At 72.9% G+C, this 20057-nt stretch carries 19 protein-coding genes and 1 pseudogene; 10 read left to right on the top strand and 10 right to left on the bottom strand.

The window, feature by feature from the left end; translation table 11 throughout:
* The first annotated feature begins 181 nt into the window (after positions 1 to 181).
* Entirely contained in the window at positions 182 to 1423 is a 1242-nt protein-coding gene (gene aroA, locus VSR01_RS31965; RefSeq protein WP_326452482.1) for a 3-phosphoshikimate 1-carboxyvinyltransferase, read from the top strand.
* A gap of 82 nt (positions 1424 to 1505) precedes the next feature.
* Here aroA and VSR01_RS31960 read toward each other — a convergent pair whose 3' ends face one another.
* Complete coding sequence (locus VSR01_RS31960) at positions 1506 to 1907, bottom strand: nuclear transport factor 2 family protein (RefSeq protein ID WP_326452481.1); 402 nt, start codon at positions 1905 to 1907, stop codon at positions 1506 to 1508.
* Positions 1904 to 2901: pseudogene (locus VSR01_RS31955) on the bottom strand (NADP-dependent oxidoreductase). The gene VSR01_RS31960 and the pseudogene VSR01_RS31955 overlap by 4 nt, the downstream one beginning before the upstream one ends.
* 132 nt (positions 2902 to 3033) lie before the next feature.
* Between VSR01_RS31955 and VSR01_RS31950 the strand changes: the two are divergent.
* Complete coding sequence (locus tag VSR01_RS31950) at positions 3034 to 3909, top strand: LysR family transcriptional regulator (protein WP_326452480.1); 876 nt, start codon at positions 3034 to 3036, stop codon at positions 3907 to 3909.
* A 21-nt stretch (positions 3910 to 3930) separates the two neighbouring features.
* On the opposite strand, the gene VSR01_RS31945 is transcribed toward VSR01_RS31950, so the two are convergent.
* Both VSR01_RS31945 and VSR01_RS31940 read right to left on the bottom strand, forming a co-directional pair.
* Complete coding sequence (locus VSR01_RS31945) at positions 3931 to 4140, bottom strand: DUF397 domain-containing protein (RefSeq protein ID WP_326452479.1); 210 nt, start codon at positions 4138 to 4140, stop codon at positions 3931 to 3933.
* Positions 4137 to 4976, bottom strand: a complete 840-nt coding sequence (locus VSR01_RS31940) for a helix-turn-helix domain-containing protein (protein WP_326452478.1) — start codon at positions 4974 to 4976, stop codon at positions 4137 to 4139. The genes VSR01_RS31945 and VSR01_RS31940 overlap by 4 nt, the downstream gene beginning before the upstream one ends.
* A 296-nt stretch (positions 4977 to 5272) precedes the next feature.
* Between VSR01_RS31940 and VSR01_RS31935 the strand changes: the two genes are divergently transcribed.
* Genes VSR01_RS31935 through VSR01_RS31925 form a run of 3 tightly spaced genes read left to right on the top strand, consistent with a single transcriptional unit; the run spans position 5273 to position 7292 of the window.
* The gene (locus VSR01_RS31935; RefSeq protein ID WP_326452477.1) at positions 5273 to 5788 is read left to right on the top strand and encodes an ATP-binding protein; all 516 of its coding nucleotides are present in this window, start codon (positions 5273 to 5275) and stop codon (positions 5786 to 5788) included.
* Complete coding sequence (locus VSR01_RS31930; RefSeq protein ID WP_326452476.1) at positions 5785 to 6294, top strand: DUF6907 domain-containing protein; 510 nt, start codon at positions 5785 to 5787, stop codon at positions 6292 to 6294. Before VSR01_RS31935 ends, VSR01_RS31930 begins: the two co-directional genes overlap by 4 nt.
* Before the next feature lie 35 nt (positions 6295 to 6329).
* Positions 6330 to 7292 carry a GlxA family transcriptional regulator gene (locus tag VSR01_RS31925; protein WP_326452475.1) on the top strand — a complete coding sequence of 321 codons (963 nt, stop codon included), beginning with the start codon at positions 6330 to 6332 and terminating at the stop codon, positions 7290 to 7292.
* A 175-nt stretch (positions 7293 to 7467) separates the two neighbouring features.
* Here VSR01_RS31925 and VSR01_RS31920 read toward each other — a convergent pair whose 3' ends face one another.
* From VSR01_RS31920 to VSR01_RS31905, 4 genes are all read right to left on the bottom strand, one after another.
* Positions 7468 to 8808: a cytochrome P450 family protein gene (locus VSR01_RS31920; protein ID WP_326452474.1), complete on the bottom strand. Its 1341-nt coding sequence runs from the start codon at positions 8806 to 8808 to the stop codon at positions 7468 to 7470.
* Between the two features lie 122 nt (positions 8809 to 8930).
* On the bottom strand, positions 8931 to 9557 hold the full coding sequence (locus VSR01_RS31915) for a bifunctional 4-hydroxy-2-oxoglutarate aldolase/2-dehydro-3-deoxy-phosphogluconate aldolase (protein ID WP_326452473.1): 627 nt from the start codon (positions 9555 to 9557) through the stop codon (positions 8931 to 8933).
* A gap of 332 nt (positions 9558 to 9889) precedes the next feature.
* Positions 9890 to 10723, bottom strand: coding sequence for an AIM24 family protein (locus tag VSR01_RS31910; protein ID WP_326452472.1), 834 nt, complete (start codon positions 10721 to 10723; stop codon positions 9890 to 9892).
* A 74-nt stretch (positions 10724 to 10797) separates the two neighbouring features.
* Positions 10798 to 12213 (bottom strand): ROK family transcriptional regulator, encoded by a 1416-nt coding sequence (locus VSR01_RS31905; RefSeq protein WP_326452471.1) that lies wholly within the window; start codon positions 12211 to 12213, stop codon positions 10798 to 10800.
* A gap of 151 nt (positions 12214 to 12364) precedes the next feature.
* Between VSR01_RS31905 and VSR01_RS31900 the strand changes: the two genes are divergently transcribed.
* Genes VSR01_RS31900 through VSR01_RS31885 form a run of 4 tightly spaced genes read left to right on the top strand, consistent with a single transcriptional unit; the run spans position 12365 to position 16976 of the window.
* Positions 12365 to 13708, top strand: coding sequence for an ABC transporter substrate-binding protein (locus VSR01_RS31900; RefSeq protein WP_326452470.1), 1344 nt, complete (start codon positions 12365 to 12367; stop codon positions 13706 to 13708).
* Between the two features lie 16 nt (positions 13709 to 13724).
* Positions 13725 to 14729, top strand: coding sequence for a carbohydrate ABC transporter permease (locus tag VSR01_RS31895; protein ID WP_326452469.1), 1005 nt, complete (start codon positions 13725 to 13727; stop codon positions 14727 to 14729).
* Positions 14722 to 15600, top strand: a complete 879-nt coding sequence (locus VSR01_RS31890) for a carbohydrate ABC transporter permease (RefSeq protein WP_326452468.1) — start codon at positions 14722 to 14724, stop codon at positions 15598 to 15600. The genes VSR01_RS31895 and VSR01_RS31890 overlap by 8 nt, the downstream gene beginning before the upstream one ends.
* Positions 15601 to 15620: 20 nt before the next feature.
* Positions 15621 to 16976 carry a GH1 family beta-glucosidase gene (locus VSR01_RS31885; RefSeq protein ID WP_326452467.1) on the top strand — a complete coding sequence of 452 codons (1356 nt, stop codon included), beginning with the start codon at positions 15621 to 15623 and terminating at the stop codon, positions 16974 to 16976.
* Positions 16977 to 17076: 100 nt separating this feature from the next.
* On the opposite strand, the gene allB is transcribed toward VSR01_RS31885, so the two are convergent.
* The gene (allB, locus tag VSR01_RS31880; RefSeq protein ID WP_326453933.1) at positions 17077 to 18477 is read right to left on the bottom strand and encodes an allantoinase AllB; all 1401 of its coding nucleotides are present in this window, start codon (positions 18475 to 18477) and stop codon (positions 17077 to 17079) included.
* Positions 18478 to 18724: 247 nt separating this feature from the next.
* On the opposite strand from allB, the gene VSR01_RS31875 reads away from it, so the two are divergent.
* Positions 18725 to 19498 carry an IclR family transcriptional regulator gene (locus tag VSR01_RS31875; RefSeq protein WP_326452466.1) on the top strand — a complete coding sequence of 258 codons (774 nt, stop codon included), beginning with the start codon at positions 18725 to 18727 and terminating at the stop codon, positions 19496 to 19498.
* An 80-nt stretch (positions 19499 to 19578) separates the two neighbouring features.
* Here VSR01_RS31875 and VSR01_RS31870 read toward each other — a convergent pair whose 3' ends face one another.
* A complete protein-coding gene (locus VSR01_RS31870) occupies positions 19579 to 19917 on the bottom strand; it encodes a DUF5955 family protein (protein ID WP_326452465.1) in 339 nt (112 codons plus the stop codon).
* Between the last annotated feature and the right edge of the window lie 140 nt (positions 19918 to 20057).

Here is a 20057-nt window from a genome sequence, read left to right as displayed (position 1 = left end):
CCGGGGGCGTTCGGCGCGGGCGGGGGCGGGCGGCCCCTAGACTCACGCGCGGGCCGACCCGTCCGAGGGCGTACGGGACGCGTGCCCGCGGCCGTGACAACCCGACGCGCCGTGCGTCGCCGTCGCCGCGCCCGTACCCCTGAACCGACGCCGCGGCGTCGCCGACGCCAGGAGGCAACCCGTGACAGTCCTCGCCGTGCCCGGCTCGAAATCGGTGACCGCGAGGGCGTTGTTCCTCGCCGCGGCCGCCGAAGGCGAGACCGTGCTGCGCCGCCCGCTGCTCTCCGACGACACCGACGGCTTCGCCGAGGGCCTGACCCGGCTCGGCTACGCGGTCGACCGGTCCGCGTCCGCCGACGCCTGGCGGATCACCGGGCGTCCGGCCGGCCCCGCGGCCGGCTCCGCGGAGATCCACTGCCGCGACGCCGCGACCGCCGCCCGCTTCCTGCCCGCGCTGGCCGCGGCCGGCCACGGCGTCTACCGCTTCGACGCCTCCGCGCAGATGCGCCGCCGCCCGGTCGCCCCGCTCACGCAGGCGCTGCGCTCGCTGGGCGTCGACCTCACCCACGACGAGGCCGAGGGCCACCTGCCGCTGACCGTCAGGGCGGACGGCGTCAAGGGCGGCGCGATCGACCTCGACGCGAGCCTGTCCTCGCAGTTCCTGACCGCGCTGCTGCTCACCGGCCCGCTGACCGCCGAGGGCCTGCGCATCCGCGTCACCGGCATCGTCTCGGTGCCGTACGTCGAGATCACGCTCGCGATGATGCGGCGCTTCGGCGCACAGGTCACCCGCGACGGCGACGTCTTCGAGGTCGCACCCGGCGGCTACCGCGCGACGGACTACGCGGTGGAGCCCGACGCCTCCACGGCCAGCTACTTCTTCGCCGCCGCCGCGCTGACCGGCCGCACCGCGACCGTCCCGGGCCTGGGCACGGACGCGCTCCAGGGCGACCTGCGGTTCGTGGAGGTGCTGCGCGCGATGGGCGCCGACGTGACGATCGGCGCGGACGCCACCACCGTCACCGGCACCGGCCGGCTCCGCGGCCTGACCGTCGCCATGCGGGACATCTCCGACACGATGCCCACGCTCGCCGCGATCGCGCCCTTCGCGGACGGCCCGGTCAGGATCGAGGACGTCTACAACACCCGGGTCAAGGAGTGCGACCGGCTGGAGGCGTGCGCGGCCAACCTGCGCGCGCAGGGCATCCGGGTCGAGACCGGCCGCGACTGGATCGAGATCCACCCCGGCGCGCCCGCGCCCGTCGAGATCGCCTGCCACCGCGACCACCGCATCGCCATGAGCTTCGCGGTGGCCGCGCTGCGCACCCCCGGCACGACCTTCGACGACCCGGGGTGCGTGAAGAAGACGTTCCCCGAGTTCCACGAGTTCTTCGCGGGCGTCCGCGAGGAGTGGGGCGTGTAGCCGTAGCGCCGCCCCCGGCCGCCCGCTGCCCGGCCCCGACCCAAGCCCCGGCCCCCGGCCCCCGGCCCCCGGCAACAACGCCCTACAACGCGTTGTCCAGCGCCAGCGTCAGCTCGGCGATCCGCCACCCGCCGCCGGACCTCCGCAGGCCGAACGTGTAGACCCCGGTCGAGAGCATCTGGACGCCCTCGCCGGTGTTCCTCGTCTGCAGCAGATATGCCCGCACCCCGGCAGTGGCGGCGCCCGACGCCGTGACCACGACGTTGCCCAGGTGGTGCCGCACCTTTCCGGTCTCGGCCGCGTGCCCGTCACGGACGAAGCCGAGCACCGCCGGGCGTCCGGCGACCGGGCCGAGCGTTCCCCGTCCGGGCATCGTGAAGGTCCAGGTGGTGTCGTCGGTCAGGACCGCTTCCAGCGCGGGCACGTCCAGTTCGTCCAGGGCGTGCGCGTAGGCCGCCACCACCTGGTGGAGTTCGGCGGTCACGAGGCCACCGTCAGCACGATCTTGCCCTGGATGTGCCCCCGCGCGGCTCGCGCGTGCGCGGCGGCCGCTTCGGACAGCGGGTAGGTGCTGTCCACCCCGACCTGGAGCCTGCCCTCGTCGAACAGACGCCCGATCTCAGCGAGTTGGGCCCCGCTGGACCGCACCTGGATGTTCGAGACCGTGACGCCCAGACGTGCCGTCTCCTCCGGGTCGTACTGCGCGAAGAACACCGGGAGCATGGCGCCCCCGCGCCTGAGCACGGTCAGGAAGCGGGCGCTGTCCGGGCCGCCGACGGTGTCGACCACCAGGTCGACGCCGCCGGCCACGTCCTCGGCCCGCGCCGTGGTGTAGTCGATGAACTCGTCGACGCCGAGCTTGCGCAGGAACTGCTCGTGCCGGCCGGAGGCCACCGCGACGACGTGCGCCCCCTTCCACTTCGCCACCTGCACCGCGAAGTGACCCACCCCGCCGGCCGCACCGTTGACCAGCACGGTCATGCCCGGCGTGATCGGCACCGGCCGGTGCACCTGGCCGGTGAACGGGGACGGCACGTCGTGGCCGAGATCGATCAGGTACTGCCAGGCCGTCAGTACGGCCATCGGCGCCCCGGCCGCCTGCACGTGGTCGACACCGGCCGGCTTGTGCGCCAGGTCGGAGGCCGGCGCGGCCACGTACTCGGCGTACGTCCGGCCGTCGAATCCGGGGAACCGCAGCATGCCGAAGACCTCGTCGCCCACGGCGAACCCCCGCACGTCCGGAGCGACCGCCTCGACCACGCCCGACATGTCCGTTCCGGGGGTCAGGGGAACTCCAGCGCCGGCCTCATCTCGGCCGGCATGACCTTCATCCCCTCGCGCAGGTACCAGTCCGGCGGATTGACGCCCGCCGCGTGCACCCGGACGAGCACCTCGCCCGGGCCGATGCCGGGAACCGGCACCTCCTCGTACCGCAGAACTTCCGGCCCGCCCGCTTCGTGGAACTGGATCGCCTTCATCGAGCCTGTCGCTTTCTCGGGGAAACGTTGCTCCTCCAGTCAAGGTCCCGGGCGGCGGGCCCGTCCAAGACCGGTTCCGCAAGCGGCTCATTCCGAAACGGCATGGGGGCCGCGCCGTCGTACGCTGCAAGGGTGAACGATCTCGGACAGGACCTGGAGCTGCGGCTCGTGCGCTACTTCACCGCGGTGGCGGCGCACCAGCACTTCGGGCGGGCCGCGGCCGACCTGCACGTGGCCCAGCCGGCGCTGAGCCGCCAGATCCAGCGCCTGGAGAAGTATCTCGGCGCCCGGCTGCTGGACCGCACCCCGCAGGGCGCCCGGCTCACCCCGGCCGGCCGGACGTTCCTCCCCCGGGCCCAGGCCCTGCTGCGCGCCGCCCGCCAGGCCGAACTGGCCGTGCGCGAGCAGACCGGGACCGGTCGGATCACCATCGGCTACGTCGAGGATCTGGTGATCACCCCCGCCGTACGAGAACTGCGCCGCCGCCGACCCGACGCCGAGATCGCCACCCGGCATCTGAGCTGCGGCGACATCGGGGCACTGACGGACAGGCGGGTCGACGCCCTGATCGCGCGGGCCCCGCTGCCGTTCGCCGACGAGGACGTGTCCGCCACGCCGCTGTACGAGGAGCCCCGGATGCTCGTCGTCCCGCGCGGCCACCCCCTGGCCGACCGTGCGTCGGTGACCGTGGAAGAACTGGCCGGCGAAGAGGTGGCGCCGTGCCCGTCCGGCACCGCGGACTGGGCCTCCTACCGACTCCTCGGGGCCGGGGTGCCGCCGATCGAGAGCTACGAGGACAAGCTCGAACTCGTCGCGAGCGGCACGGCGATCGCCGTGCTGCCGGTCGGCGATCGCCGCAGCTCGCTGCGGACCGGCCTGGTCACCGTCCCGGTCGAGGACGCTCCCCCCAGCAGGGTCGTCCTGGTCAGCCGCAGGGACGACCCGAACCCGATGATCCAGGACCTCCGGCTGACCGCCGAGACCACCCTCACCGCCTTGGCGTCCTGAGCCGACGCCCGCGCGGCGGGGTCAGACGGTGCCGAAGTCGCCGGACTTGATGCCGGCGACGAAGGCGGCGAACTCGGTGGTGGAGAAGTCGAGGACCGGGCCGTGCGGGTCCTTGCTGTCGCGGACGGGGACCACGCCGCGGGACCCAGCCAGGTTCGCGGCGATCTCGACGCAGGTGCCACCGTTGTCGCTGTACGAGGACTTGAACCAACGGGGGGTCTCGGTCGTCACGGGGTGCCCTTTCGCAACTCGTTGATCATGGCCACGGTGTCCGCCTGGGACATCGCTTCCACCTGTAGCTGATGGTATGCCGTCAACAGCGGGAGCACGGACACACTTTCGCGGTCGAGGTGCCCTTGAGCCTGTGATTCGGCGTAGGCGATCACGGAGCGGTCCGCCAGAGTCAGGAGGTTGACGGGCAGGTTGAGGGTCCGTCGCTCGCCCATGGCAAACGGCGCCACCTGGAGCTGCGTGTTCGGCATCCCGGCGAACTCGACCAGCCGTGCCAATTGTGCCTCCATGACCGCGGGTCCGCCGACCGAGCGGCGGATGCAGCTCTCGTCCATGGTCACGAAGAGCATGGGCGGATGCTCGCGTACGAGGCTCGCTTGCCGTTCAGCGAGGAAGGCGAGGCGTTCCTCAGCCTGTTCTGACGTGATGGAACCTCGACGGACGGCGCTGTTCGCCAACACCTGTGCGTACTCGGGCGTCTGCAACAGGCCGGGGATGATCCCGATCTCGAACACCCGGATCTCGGCCGCCCGGCCCTCGTGGCGCAGGTACTCGGGGAAGCCCTCCAGCAGCGAGCCGCGCCGCAACTCGTAGAACTCGCGCTCGAACGAGTGCTCCGTGTTGGCCGTGCCGAAGGCGTAGTCGAGCTTGCGCGAAAACCGCAGGGTCGGCGGTTTGCGGGCAGTTTCCACGGCCGAAATGTGCTGGCTCGAACACCCCGCCGCGTGGGCCAGTCCCTCCTGGTTCCACCCCCGGTTCTCCCGCCACGTGCGCACCCGCGCGCCGTACGCAGCACGTGGACTGCTCTCGGGTTCCAGCTCCTTGCGATTGACCATACGACCCCCGCCATCCCTTCCCAACTGACTAGTTGAAGGCGATCTGACACTACGTCACGCTAAGCCTCCTGGGTAGCCGTTTGGCTACGGAGTGGAGTGATGATGGTCACATATATGATCTTATTGCAGGGTGAACCACCCAGTTCGACTCAAGTGCCGTGTCACTCACGGTGGTTGTCGCTCGGGTCGGTCCAACCGCCGTACGGCTTGCGGCGGTTGGCCGGCGTCGTGGGAGCTGGGAGGTGAGGCGGGCAGTGGCCGGCGAACGTCCGTCGGCGGCCGACGAGCCTCCGTCCGTGGTGAAGACGTGGCCGCCGACTCCGCTGTCGGTGGGCCGGGCGCGGCGGTTGCTGGCCGTGCAGCTGGCCGCGTGGGATCTGCGGCAGGTCGTGGACGACGCCGAGCTCGTCGTCTCGGAGCTGGTGACGAACGCGATCGCGCACGCGCATCCGCCGGTCGGGAGGCTGATCGCGACGCGGTTCGAGCGGCTGGCGGACGGGGTGCGGATCGAGGTCCACGACGCCGGCGGGAGCAAGCCGCGGCCTCGTAGGGCCTCGACCGAGGAGGAGTCCGGGCGCGGCCTGGAGCTGGTCGACGCGCTGACTGGCGGGGCGTGGGGGGTCAGCGACCGGGACGGGCCGGGGAAGCTGGTGTGGGCGGTGTGCACGGTGAGCGGCGGCGAGGCGGGCGCGAGCCGCCGGGGCGAGGCGGGCGTCGACGGGCGGGGTGACGTGCGCGCGGGCGGCGGCGAGGTACGTGACGGCGGTCGGGGCGACGTACGCTCGGGCCGCCGGGGCGAGGTGGGGCCGTGAAGCGCTCCGACGACGGGCACGGCCCCGGACCGGCCGTGCCGTCCATGCCTCCCGTGCCGTCCGCCCGCACCTGGACCGTCTCGACCACCAGCGGTGAGGTCGTCCGCGGCTACCTGCCCTGGTGGGCCGAGGACGACCCGAGCAGGACCGGGGTACGGCCGGACCGGCTGCACCTCCATCTGGCCGGCATCGTCCACCAGGCCAACCGCGGCGGCCTGCTCGTCCCGGTGGCCGCGGGGGCCGACCCGGCGCAGGTCTCGGGCGTGCTCGTCGTCACCATCGACTGCATCCCCTTCACCGAGGCCGGCGATCCCGACCTTCCGGTGGTCAACGTCCAGGTCGTGGACGACTGGTGGATCAGGGGCCTGGACCCGGCGGGCGTGACCGATCTGGGGCAGCGGTTACGGGCCCTGGGCGACCGGCTGACCGGTGCGGTCGCGCCGGAGCTGGCCGCCGCCCGCGCGGACTGGGCGGAGCGCCACGGCGGCGGCGTGCCGCCGGGGTGAGCTTCGCGGCGGCCGCCGCGTCTACGCTGGTCACCGTGCCGCCCTCCCGCCTGCATCGTGTCGCCGTCCTCGTGCTGGAGGGCGCCAAGCCGCTCGACGTGGGGATTCCCGCGCAGGTGTTCACGACCCGAGCGAGCATGCCGTACGAGGTGCGGGTGTGCGGCGCGGCGCCGGGCCTGGTGACCGGCGGCGACGGCCTGTCATACCACGTCGCGGACGGCCTCGACGCGCTCGCCTGGGCGGACATCGTCTTCATCCCCGGCTACCGCTTCCCCGACCGTGAGGACCCGCCGCCGGCCGTCGTCGCCGCGCTGGTGGCCGCGCGGGACCGGGGGGCGCGGCTCGCGGCGATCTCCACGGGGGCGTTCGCGCTGGCCGCGACCGGGCTGTTGGACGGGCGCCGGGCCACCACCCACTGGCACTACACGCGGGCGCTCGCGGCCAAGCACCCGCGGGTGCGGGTCGACGAGAACGTGCTGTTCGTCGACGAGGGCGACGTGCTCACCTCGGCGGGGGCGGCCTCGGGCATCGACCTGTGCCTGCACATCCTGCGGGGCGACGTCGGGGTGGCCGCGTCCAACCACGCGGCGCGGCGGCTGGTCGCGGCGCCGTACCGCAGCGGCGGGCAGGCGCAGTACGTGCCGCGCAGCGTGCCGGAGCCGCTGGGCGAGCGGTTCGCGGCGACCCGCGAGTGGGCGCTGCGCCACCTCGGCGAGCACCTCACGCTCGGCGTGCTCGCGCGGCACGCGGCGGTGTCGCCGCGGACCTTCTCCCGGCGGTTCGTGGAGGACACCGGGTACACGCCGATGCAGTGGGTGATGCGGGCACGCATCGACATGGCGCGGGAGCTGCTGGAGCGCTCCGCGCGGAGCGTGGAGCAGATCGCCGCGGATGTCGGGCTCGGCACGGGCACGAACCTGCGCTTGCACTTCCAGCGGATTCTGGGGACGACGCCGACGGAGTACCGCCGCACCTTCGCCTCCGGCGCGGCCCCCTGACCTCCGCGTCTGCCCCGCTGGGCCTGTCCCCGGCTGCCCCGCCGGTGAGTGGCTGATCGCGCAGTTCCCCGCGCCCCTTCGGGGACGCGTCTGCCCCGCCGGGCTTGAGCCCCGGCTGGGCTCGGTCTCCCGGCTGACGCGCCGGTGGCCGGTTGCCTCGCGCCCCCCAGGGCTTTCAGAAGCGGACCGGGAGGGATCGGGGGCCTCGCATGAGGAGGGCGGTGCGGTAGGCGGGGACGGGGGCGTCGAGGGCGAGGTCGGGGCAGCGGGTGAGGAGGGCGCGCAGGGCGACCGCGCCCTCCAGGCGGGCCAGGGGGGCGCCGAGGCAGTAGTGGATGCCGTGGCCGAAGGCGAGGTGGCCCTGGGTGGAGCGGCGGATGTCGAACGTGTCGGGGCTGGGGTAGCGCGCGGCGTCGCGGTCCGCGGAGGCCAGCGCGACCACGACGACCGAGCCGGGCGGCACCACCGTGCCGCCGATCGGGTAGGCGTCGCGGGTGAAGCGGTAGGTCGCGGTCTCCACCGGGCCGTCCCAGCGCAGCGTCTCCTCGATCGCGCCGGGCAGCAGGCCGTCCATGTCGGCGCGCAGCGCGGCGAGTTGGTCGGGGTGGCGGAGCAGCGCGAGGGTCGCGTTGGCGATCAGGCCGACGGTCGTCTCGTGCCCGGCGACCAGCAGCAGGAAGGCCATGCCGACCAGCTCGCTCGGGGAGAGCCGGTCGCCGTCGTCGTAGCGCGCCTGGATCAGCGCGCTGAGCAGGTCCTCGCGCGGGCCCGAGCAGCGCTTGTCCTCGATCAGCTCGCCGAGGTAGGCGCCCATTCGCGCCTCCGCCTCGGCCACCGTGGCCACGGCGTCGGGTCCCGTACCGGCTCCCGCGCCGGCCGTGCCGTCGTCGTCGCCCAGGATCGCGCGGGTCCAGCCGCTGAACGCCTCGCGGTCCAGGTCCGGCACGCCGAGCAGCTCGCAGATCACCGTGATGGGCAGCGGGAAGGCGAGGGACGCGACGAGGTCGGCACGGCCGGCCGGCAGCATCGCGTCGATCAGCTCCTCGGTGATCGCCTCCACCCGGGGGCGCAGCGCGGCGACCCGGCGCGCGGTGAACTCCCGCGCGACCAGCTTGCGCAGCCGGGTGTGCCGCGGCGGGTCGCTCTCCAGCATGTTCCGCCCCACGGTGACCACGGCCTCGCCGCCGCCGTACGCGACACCCGCGCCGTACGGATCGCTCCCGCCGTACGGATCGCCCCCGCCGTACGGATCGGCTCCGATCGCGTACGGATCGGCTCCGGCGCCGTACGCACCGTCCTCCAGCGCCCCGCCGGTGAGCCCGTGCCAGTCCTTGGCCAGCCGCTGGTCGGCCAGCGCCGCGCGGGCCTCCTCGTAGCCGACGACGAGCCACATCTCGCCGTCCCGGGTGCGCACCCGGTGCACCGGGCCGCGGGCGCGCAGTTCCGCGTAGACCGGATAGGGGTCGGTGACGAAGTCCTCGCCGAGGGCGGTCAGGTCGACGATGTCGGTGGTCATGGCGGTCCTCCCCGGTGTCCAGTGGGCGCCGCCCGCGCGGCCCCCGCCGCGGGCTCCGGCCGCCGGGCGTGGCAGGCGGCGCCCGCCGGTACGTCCCGGTGCACGCCCACCCGGCTACCGACTCAACTCCCGGAGTCGGCCAGGCGTTCCAGGAGGGTGGTCAGGCGCTTGGTGACGGTCGCGCGGTCGCCGTCGGTGAGCGCGGAGCCCATGCCGACCGCGACCGCGCCGGCCGCGACCCAGTCGGGCGCGGCGCCGACGGTGATGCCGCCGACCGGGAGCACCGGCGCCTGCGGCAGGATCGCGCGGACGTCGGTGATCCAGTCGGGGGTGTAGGAGATCGCCGGGTAGAGGGTGAGCGCGTCGGCGCCCAGCTCCAGCGCGCGGACCGCCTCGGTGGGCGTGGCGACGCCGGGGAAGACCGGTACGCCGTAGCGGTGGCCGGTGCGCAGCACCTGCTCGTCGAGGTTGGGCGAGAGCAGGAAGCGGGCGCCGGCCTCGATGGCCATCCGGGCGGAGACGCCGTCGAGGACCGTGCCGGCGCCGATCACCGCGTCGTCGCCGACCTCGCGGACCAGCGTGGTGACCGCCTCCAGGGCGAAGGGCGTGGTGAGCGAAATCTCCAACGTGGTCAGGCCGGCCGACAGCAGGGTGTCGGCGGTGGCGGCGGCCTGGTCGTAGCTCTCGCCGCGGATGGTGGCGAAGACCCGCTGGGCCAGCGCGGCCCGGGTGATCTCCCAGCGGTACACGGCGGTTCGCCCACCTTCCTGGAGCGTCCTGGTCGGACCTGGTACGGATCTGGTACGGGTTCCGGCCGGATCTCCGTGCGGCGATCCGGTGCGCGGCTGAGCTGATCGGTCCTGGGCCTGTCCTTGCCGATGCCGGCCGGCCGACGCCGGCCGATGCCGCCGGGTGCGCGGGCCCCCGGTGCAGGCACGTTACCCGTACCGCGGGGGCCGCCATGCCCCGGTCGCGGGCAGATGTGTCCTTACCGTGACGTGCGAGGGGCATGTGTCCCCTGCGCGCGGGCGACACGCCGCGTTGGTACGTACCGCGGGGCGGGTCACCGGGCCGAGCCGGCTCAGCCGACGTGGGTGGAGAAGAGGCCGCCGGTGGGGCCCTGCTTGTCGCCGCCCTGGGCCTTCTTCAGCGCGTTGGCGAGGCCCTCGATGGTCATCGACTGGAGGATGACCCGGCCGTTGCCCTCCAGGGTGGCCAGCGACAGGCCCTCGCCGCCGAAGACGGCGTTCATGATGCCCTGGCGGTTGAGGCCGCCGATGCGCTGCACGCCGTACTGGATGCCTTCCTCGAAGGCGACGATGCAGCCGGTGTCGACCTCGACGCGGCCGCCGAAGTCGGCGGGGTTGAGGTCGATGAAGTTGCCCGCGCCGGCGATGATCACCGTGCCGGTGCCGGTGAACTTCTCCAGGATGAAGCCCTCGCCGCCGCTCATGCCCTGGCGTCCGCCGGCGAAGGCGATGCCGAACTGCACGGTCTCCTCGGCCGCCACGAAGGCGTCCTTCTCGGCGAACCAGGCCCGCGAGCCGTCGAGCTCCAGGGCGCGCATTTCGCCGGGCAGCACGCCCGCGAAGCCGACCGTGCCCTCCTCCGGCCCGCGGGCGGTGAAGTGCTGGAAGGCCAGCGACTCGCCGGCCAGGGCGCGCTGGCCGACCTGCATCGCGGTGCCCATGGCCTGCCGCAGCAGGCCGCCCATCCCGCCGCCGCCCTGCTGTCCGCCGGGGCCGCCGGCGCCGCCCGCGCCGCGGCTGCCGGGGCCGCCGAGGCGGGTCTCCATCGAGACGTCGGCGGTCTTGAACAGGAACTTGCCCGCCTCGCAGTAGACGGTCTGGCCGGGCTGGAGGGTACAGACGACCATCTGCATGGCGTTGCCGACGATCTGCTGCTGCAGGGTCACAGCGGGCTCCTCAGGACGAACGGGGTGATGAACGACGAAACGGTGACGAACGGTGCGCGGGACACCGCCTTCCGTCAACGTACCGCCCGTGCGGTTCGGTTCCGCACCGTGTCACCCGTACCGGTGCCGGAGCCGGTAGCCGAGCCCGGACCCGCAGCCGAGCCGGGACCCGTACCGGACTCCGCGCCGGCGCCCGCCCCCGCCGCCGTCCCCGCCGCCGTCCCCGCCGCCGTCCCCGCCCGCGCGTTGTCGGCCTGCGCCGGCAGCCGCACCACGCGCTCGCCGCCGGTGTCGAGGAAGCGGGCCAGCGGCAGGGTGGCCGCGCCCACGGTGACCGCGTCGGCGCCGAGCCGGCCCAGTTCGATGGAGGTCTGCGCGCTGGGGTGGTGCAGCGCGTACGCGGCGGCGTACTGGCGCACCGCGGGCAGCAGCTTGGGCCCGAGCAGCAGTCCGGCCCAGCCGCCGATGACGATGCGCTGCGGGTTGAAGAGGTTGACCAGGTCGGCCAGGCCCGCGCCGAGGTACTCGGCGGCCTCGGTGAGCAGGGCGGCGGCGGTCTCGTCGTGGTCGGCGGCGGCGAGCAGCGCGGCCAGCGCGTTCTCCTCGCTGACCCCCTCGGGCGCGCCCGGCCAGCGGGCGAGCAGCGCCTCGGCGCCGACGTACGCCTCCAGGCAGCCGCGCGAGCCGCAGCGGCAGGTGCGTCCGCCGACCCGCAGGGTGGTGTGCCCCCACTCCCCCGCGCTGCTGGACGCGCCGCGGTACGGGGTGCCGTCGGCGACGACGGCCGCGCCGACGCCGGAGCCGATGAGCGCGATCACCACGTTGCCCGAGCCGCGGCCGCCGCCGAACCACATCTCGGCCTGGCCGAGGGTCTTGGCTCCGTTGTCGATGTACAGCGGGAGTTCGGTGCCGGCCCGCAGCAGCCGGCCGAGCGGGACCGCGTCCCAGCCGATGGTCTGGCCGTGCACGACGATGCCGTGGCCCTCGCCGGGCGGGCTGAGCCGGGGGTCGCCCTGCTCGACGATGCCGGGCACGCCGATGCCGACGCCGAGCACCTCGCGGTCGTCGACGCCGGCCTCGCGGACCACCGAGGCGATGCCGTCGAGCGCGAGGCGCACCACGTGGTCGACGTCGTGGCCGCTGTCGGACAGCGGCAGGTCGGCGGAGGAGCGTTCGGTGAGCGCGAGGTCGAACAGCTCGACCCGCACCCGGGTCTCGCCGACGTCGACGCCGACCACGTAGCCGTAGCCGGCGGACACCTGGAGCAGGGTGCGCGGGCGGCCGCCGTCGGACTCCACGGCGCCGGCCTCCTCGACCATGCCGTCGGCGATCAGCTCGCCGACGACGTTGCTGATCGAGCCCGCGCTGAGCCCGGTGTCGCGACCCAACTCCTGCCGGCTGAGGGGGCCTTCGAAATACAAATGACGCAGAAGCGATGCACGGTTGCCGCGTCGCAGGTCACGCACGGTCCGCCTGCCCCGCTCAGCCATCGGTTCTCCCCTCGCGCCCGTCCGGCGTGAATCTATCGCTGCTCAAGGTCTTGACGCCACCTTTTCTCACAAGTTAAATCACGGCCTGAATTAAGGCGCAGGCGCTGTTCACTTCCTGAAGCGATCCCACCTGACCCGAGAGGCCATCGGTATGCGCACCTCCAGCACCTCCAGCAGACTCCTCGCGGCCACCGCCCTCGTGGCCGCGCTCGGTCTGACCGTCACCGCGTGCGGCGGCGGCTCCGACGACAACGGCGGCAGCAGCAACAACGACCCCGCCAGCCTCAAGGGCCAGACCATCACCTACTGGGCCAGCAACCAGGGCACCAGCCTGGACAACGACAAGCAGGTGCTGACCCCGGAGCTGAACAAGTTCACGCAAGCGACCGGCATCAAGGTCAAGCTGGAGGTCATCGGCTGGGCGGACCTGCTCAACCGCATCCTGGCGGCGACCACGTCCGGCCAGGGCCCGGACGTGCTGAACATCGGCAACACCTGGTCCGCCTCGCTCCAGGCGACCGGCGCGCTGATGCCGTGGGACTCCGCGGCGTTCACCGCCATCGGCGGCAAGGACCGGTTCGCGCCCGCGGCGATCGCGGCGGCCGGCGCGGCCGGCAAGGACCCGGCCGCGGTGCCGCTGTACTCGATGGCCTACGGGCTCTACTACAACAAGAAGATGTTCGCCGACGCCGGCCTGACGCCGCCCAAGACCTGGGAGGAGCTGGTCACCGACGGCAAGAAGCTCACCACCGGCGGGCACTACGGCCTGGCGGTCGAGGGCAGCAACGGCGCCGAGAACATCCACCACGCCTTCGTGCTGGCCAAGCAGCGCGGCTCCGACTGGTTCGACTCCTCCGGCAAGGCCACCTTCACCACCCCGGCGAACGTCGCGGCGGTCAAGCAGTACGTGGACTTCATCGCCAACGACAAGATCGCCGCCAAGGGCGACGCGGAGTACAGCCAGAACCAGACCATCACCGACTTCGCCACCGGCAAGGCCGCGATGATGATGTGGCAGTCGGCCGCGACCTCGATCAAGGCGCACGGCATGAAGCCCGACGAGTACGGCGTGGTGCCGGTGCCGACGCCGACCGCGAACGCGACCGGTGACGCGGCGATCACCTCGATGGTGGCCGGCATCAACATGGCGGTGTTCCAGAACACCAAGCACAAGGCCGCGGCCGAGGCGTTCGTGAAGTTCATGACCTCCACGCCCGAGCAGAAGATCCTCAACGGGACCTACGGCTCGCTGCCGCCGGTCAAGGAGGCGCAGAGCGACGCCGCGTTCCAGACGCCCGACCTGAAGGTGCTGGCGAGCGTGCTGTCCAACTCGGCCGCGCCGCTGCCGCAGGTGCCCAACGAGAGCCAGTTCGAGACGCTGGTCGGCACCGCGGTCAAGGACCTGTTCGCGGACGCGGCGGCCGGCAAGCCGGTGACGACCGACTCCGTCAAGGCCGCGCTGACCAAGGCGCAGCAGCAGATGCCCGCCTCCTGAGGATCGGCCCGCTCCCATGACTGCCACCGCCCCTCCCAGGCGCGCGCCCGAAGCCGGCCCCGACAGCGAGAAGACCGCTGCCGGGCGCCGGCTCCGGCCGCGTGTCGCAGAACGGCTGCGCCAGGTCGGCCTGCCGTATCTCCTCCTGCTGCCGGCCCTGCTGGCCGAACTGCTGATCCACATCGTGCCGATGGTCTTCGGCATCGTGATCAGCTTCAAGAACCTGACGCTGTTCTACATCCACCACTGGAACAGCGCCCCCTGGTCCGGCTTCGACAACTACAAGGCCGCGATCAAGATCCACCAGCCGATCGGGCAGGCGCTGCTGCACTCGTTCTGGGTGACGCTGGCCTACACCCTGCTGTCGGTGGGCCTGTCCTGGCTGCTCGGCACCGCGGCGGCGATCCTGATGCAGGACACCTTCCGCGGCCGCGCGGTGCTCCGGGCGATCTTCCTGGTGCCGTACGCGCTGCCGGCCTACGCGGCGCTGATCACCTGGACGTTCATGTTCCAGCAGGACACCGGCCTGGTGAACCACGTCCTGCACGACCAGTTGCACGTCACGTCGAACAAGCCGTTCTGGCTGATCGGCGACAACAGCTTCTGGGCCATGGTCATCGTGTCGGTCTGGAAGTCCTGGCCGTTCGCGTTCCTGGCGCTGATGGCCGGTCTGCAGAACATCCCGCGCGAGCTGTACGAGGCCGCGGCGATGGACGGCGCCGGCGTCTGGCAGCAGATCAGGAAGATCACCATGCCGTCGCTGCGGCCGGTGAACCAGGTCCTGGTGCTGGTGCTGTTCCTGTGGACGTTCAACGACTTCAACACGCCGTACGTGATGTTCGGCCAGTCCGCGCCGCACCAGGCGGACCTGATCTCCATCCACATCTACCAGTCGTCGTTCATCACCTGGAACTTCGGCTCGGGCTCGGCGATGTCCGTGCTCCTGCTGCTCTTCCTGCTGCTGGTGACGGCGGTCTACCTGCTGGTCACGGGCCGCAAGCGAGGCGAGGCCGATGCCTAGGACCCTTCGGACACCCGCGCAGCCGTCGCCGATGGCGCAGCCGCGGTCCTTCGTGTGGACCCGGCGGGTGGTGCTGACGCTCCTGCTGCTGTTCGTGCTCACGCCCGTGTACGTGATGCTCAGCTCGTCCCTGAAGAACCTCCAGGACGTGCAGGGCTCCTTCCAGTGGATCCCGCACGGCCTCACCGTCCGGCCGTACATCGACATCTGGAAGACGGTGCCGCTGGCGCACTACTTCCTCAACTCGGTGATCGTGTCGGTCAGCGCCACCGCGTTCTCGGTGATCGTGGCGATCTTCGCGGCGTACGGGGTGAGCCGCTACCGGTTCGCCGGCCGCAAGGTCTTCACGGTGACCGTGCTGTCCACCCAGATGTTCCCCGGCATCCTCTTCCTGCTGCCGCTGTACCTGATCTTCGTCAACATCGGGAACAGCACCGGCATCACGCTCAACGGCAGCCGGCTCGGGCTGATCATCACCTACCTCACCTTCTCGCTGCCGTTCTCCATCTGGATGCTGGTCGGCTACTTCGACTCGATCCCCCGGGACCTGGACGAGGCGGCCAAGGTGGACGGCTGCGGCCCGTTCGGCGCGCTCTTCCGCGTGGTCGTGCCGGCCGCGATCCCCGGCATCGTGGCGGTGTCGGTGTACGCGTTCATGACCGCGTGGGGCGAGGTGCTCTTCGCCTCGGTGATGACGAACTCCAGCACCCGGACCCTGGCCGTGGGCCTTCGCGAGTACGCCACCCAGAACGACGTCTACTGGAACCAGGTCATGGCCGCCTCGCTCGTGGTGAGCGTGCCGGTGGTCGCCGGATTCCTGCTCCTGCAGCGTTACTTGGTCGCCGGTCTGACCGCCGGCGCCGTCAAGTGACCCCCACCGAAAGGTAACTTGTGAACGACCTGAGCGCTCTTCCCGCCGATTTCGTCTGGGGCGCGGCCACCGCCGCCTACCAGATCGAGGGCGCGGTGGACGAGGACGGCCGGGCCCCGTCCATCTGGGACACCTTCTCCCACACCCCCGGCAAGGTTGCGGACGGCGACACCGGCGACGTCGCCTGCGACCACTACCACCGCGTGCCCGAGGACCTGGAGCTGATGAAGGCACTCGGCCTGGACTCGTACCGCTTCTCCATCGCCTGGCCGCGGGTGGTCCCGCAGGGCGGCGGCGCGGTCAACCAGGCCGGACTGGCCTTCTACGACCGGCTGGTGGACTCCCTGCTGGAGGCGGGCATCACGCCCAACGCCACGCTCTACCACTGGGACCTGCCGCAGGCGCAGCAGGACCGCGGCGGCTGGCCGGAGCGGGAGACCGCCGAGCGGTTCGGCGAGTACGCCTCGGTGGTGGCGAACGCGCTGGGCGACCGGGTGAAGGACTGGGCGACCCTCAACGAGCCGCTGTGCTCGGCGTGGATCGGCCATCTGGAGGGCACCATGGCGCCCGGCTGGACGGACCTGACCGCGGCCGTCCGCGCCTCCTTCCACCTGCACCTGGGCCACGGTCTGGCGGCGCAGGCGCTGCGGGCCGCGCACGCCGACGCGCGGGTGGGCATCGTGAACAACCTCAGCCCGTGCGAGCCGGCCACCGACCGGGAGGCCGACATCGCGGCGGCCAAGCGGGCCGACGGCCACACCAACCGCTGGTGGCTGGACCCGATCCACGGCCGCGGCTACCCGCAGGACATGCTGGAGCTGTACGGCGTGGACCTGCCGGCCAAGGACGGCGACCTGGAGCTGATCGCGGCGCCGCTGGACTGGCTGGGCCTGAACTACTACTTCCGCCAGGTGGTCACCGACGACCCGACCGGGCCCGCGCCCTACGCCAAGCAGGTCTACCTGCCGGGCGTGCGGCGTACCGCGATGGACTGGGAGGTCAACGCGGACGGCCTGGAGCAGTTGCTGCTCCGGCTGACGCGGGAGTACGGCGCGCACCGCATCCTCGTCACGGAGAACGGTTCGGCCTACCGCGACACCGTCGGCGACGACGGCCAGGTCGACGACCCGGAGCGGGCCCGTTACCTGGAGGAGCACCTGGCCGCGTGCGCCCGCGCGGTCAAGCAGGGCGTGCCGCTGGCCGGTTACTACGCCTGGTCGCTGATGGACAACTTCGAGTGGGCGTACGGCTACGACAAGCGCTTCGGTCTGGTGCACGTCGACTACGCCACGCAGAAGCGCACCATCAAGGGCAGCGGCCGGCGGTACGCGGACATCGTGGCCGCGCACCGCCGCCGGGCCCGCCGGGCGGCCTGACCGCATTCTGACCGCGCGGGTGTGAACTGCGCCGGCGCGAGCAGGAGAAGCACGGGCAGGGTCAGCACGCGCAAGGCAGTCAGGGTCAGTACGAGCAGCGTCAGCGCGAACTCCCGCCGGTCGGCCGTCCGATGAGCCGGCCGGCGGGCTTTTCGCGGGTCCGCGCGGTGAGTCGGCCGTCGCGGACGACCGGGGCGCCGCGGACGTAGGCGGCCTTGACCACGCCGTGCAGGGTGCGTCCGGCGTAGGCGGTGACGGGGTTGCGGTGGTGCAGCCCGGCCGGGTCGACGGTGAAGGTCTCCTCGGGGGCGAACACCGCGAGGTCGGCGTCGCGGCCGGGTTCGATGGCGCCCTTGGCGGCGAGCCCGGCCAGCCGGGCGGGGCCGGCGGACATCCAGGCCGCCACGTCCGACAGGGTGTGGCCGCGCCGGCGGGCCTGCGTCCACACCGCGGGGAGCCCCAGTTGCAGCGAGGAGATGCCGCCCCACGCGGCGGCGAAGTCGCCGGTGTCCCGGGCCTTGAGTTCGATCGTGGACGGCGAGTGGTCGGAGACCACGCAGTCGATGACGCCGCCGGCCAGCGCCCGCCACAGCGCGTCCTGGTTGGCCGCCTCGCGGATCGGCGGGCAGCACTTGAACTCCGTGGCACCGTCCGGGACTTCCTCGGCGGTCAGGGTCAGGAAGTGCGGGCAGGTCTCGGCGGTCAGCCGCACCCCGCGGGCCCTGGCGTCCGCGATCAGCGGCACCGCGCTCGCCGAGGACAGGTGCAGCACGTGCACGCGGGCGCCCGTCTGGCCGGCCAGCGCGATCAGTCCGGCGATCGCGGTGTCCTCGGCGGCGGCCGGCCGCGAGGCGAGGAAGTCGGCGTACTTCGGGCCGGACCGCTGCGGGGCGTTCCCGATCAGCACCGGGTCCTCGGCGTGCACGATCAGCAGGCCGTCGAAGCGGGCGATCTCGGCCATCGCCTCGGCGAGCGCGGCCGGGCCGAGCGGCGGGAACTCGTCCACGCCCGAGTGCAGCAGGAAGCACTTGAAGCCGAAGACGCCGGCGTCGTGCAGCGGCCGCAGATCGGCGGTGTTGCCGGGCACCGCGCCGCCCCAGAAGCCGGTGTCGACGTGCACCCGGCCGCGGGCGGCGGCGCGTTTGACCTCCAGGTGGGCGGTCGAGGTGGTGGGCGGGATGCTGTTGAGCGGCATGTCGATCAGCGTGGTGACGCCGCCGGCCGCGGCGGCCGCGGTGGCGGTCGCGAAGCCCTCCCACTCGGCCCGGCCCGGGTCGTTGACGTGCACGTGGGTGTCGACCAGGCCGGGCAGCAGCGCGTGGTCGCCGAGGTCGGTGAGCAGCGCGCCGGGCGGCGCCGGGGCGTCGTGCGGCAGCACCGCGGCGATCACGCCGCCGCGGACGTGGACGGCGGCCGGCCGCTCGCCGTCCGGGGTCACCACGCGGGTGGAGCGCAGCAGCCGCTCGGGGGCGGCCTCCTCGCCGTCGTCGGAGCGGGGCAGCCGCTCGGGCGCGCGCTCCTGGCCGTCGCCGTACCGGGTCACGGGATCTCCTGTCCGCCGACTGGACCGTGCGGACACGCCGGCGGCCCGCCACAGGGATTTCAACGTTCTGTTGACGGCCATGGTGGAGATCGCCCGCCGGGACGTCAAGAGCGGTAGGGTTCCGCCTGGCGAAACTCGCATTCCGCACGCCGTGGCTCCGCGTCCCCGCGGAGCGTCCCGTAAGCGTCCTGTAGAGGGGTACGACGTGACCGCTGACCGCGCCGGGGGCGTGCAGTCCCTGGAGAGGGCCTTCGACCTGCTGGAGCGGATGGCCGACCAGGGCGGCGAGGTCGGTCTGAGCGAGCTGGCGGCCGGCAGCGGGCTGCCGCTGCCCACCATCCACCGGCTGATGCGCACGCTGGTCGCCTGCGGCTACGTCCGCCAGCAGGCCAACCGCCGCTACGCGCTCGGACCCCGGCTGATCCGGCTCGGCGAGAGCGCGTCGCGGCTGCTGGGCGCCTGGGCGCGGCCGTATCTGGCGGAGCTGGTGGAGGCCACCGGCGAGACCGCGAACATGGCGCTGCTCGACGGGGACGAGGCGGTGTACGTCGCGCAGGTGCCCTCGCGGCACTCGATGCGGATGTTCACCGAGGTCGGCCGGCGGGTGCTGCCGCACTCCACGGGCGTCGGCAAGGCACTGCTGGCCGCGCTGCCGCCCGGCGAGGTGCGGGCGCTGCTCGCACGCACCGGAATGCCCGCGGCGACCGACCGCACGATCACCGAACCGGACGTCCTGCTGGCGGAGTTGGCCCGCGTCCGGGAGCGCGGTTACGCCGTCGACGACAGCGAGCAGGAGATCGGCGTCCGCTGTCTCGCGGTCCCCGTCCCGGACGCGCCGACCGCCGCGGCGATCTCCATCTCCGGCCCCGCGGGCCGCGTCACGGACACCGCGACCGACAAGATCGTCCCGGTGCTGCGCGAGGTGGCCCACCGGTTGGCCGCGGCGCTCAGCAGCAGCGGGGAGACGCCGGGGGCGTGATTGGGGGCGCGGGCGTCCGCGGGGCACGAGCGCGCGGCGGCGCGTGGGCACGAGGCGGGCGAGGCGGCGGCCGCGGGCCGTCAGTGGGGCTGGGCCAGCGCTTCGACGGCCTGGCGGACGTCGCCCAGCGGCTCGGTCAGCGCGCTGACCGAGCCGAGCGCGGCGGCGACCAGGAGCAGCGAGTGGTGCACCCGCTCGGTGTCCGGGGGCGCGCCGCTCGCCGCCACGGTCGCGGCCTGCGCCGCGAGCGCGTCGAGTTCGTCCTCGGCGACCGCACGGTCCGGTAACAGCGGTCGGTACGCGGCGAGTTCGTGCCGCAGGCGGTCCACCGCCCGCTGCACGGCAACAGCCGCGTCGTCCGCCTCCGGGCGCACGGAAGCGCCACTGCGGTCGTCGTCCAGCACGTACGTCTCCCCCACCGCTGTCCTCGTCGGGCCGCGTGTCTCGGGATTGCCCCCCGGGGCGGACAGTAAACGCGAACGGGCGGTCCTCGCGCTACATGGTCGTGTGAATTTGTTACGGCTTTCGGTCGACTTCCCTGTCACCGGGGCGAGTTGGG

Origin of the sequence: Actinacidiphila sp. DG2A-62 (genome assembly GCF_035825295.1) — a bacterium.
GTDB lineage: Bacteria > Actinomycetota > Actinomycetes > Streptomycetales > Streptomycetaceae > Actinacidiphila.
This window is presented reverse-complemented; position numbering and strand designations above follow the sequence as displayed.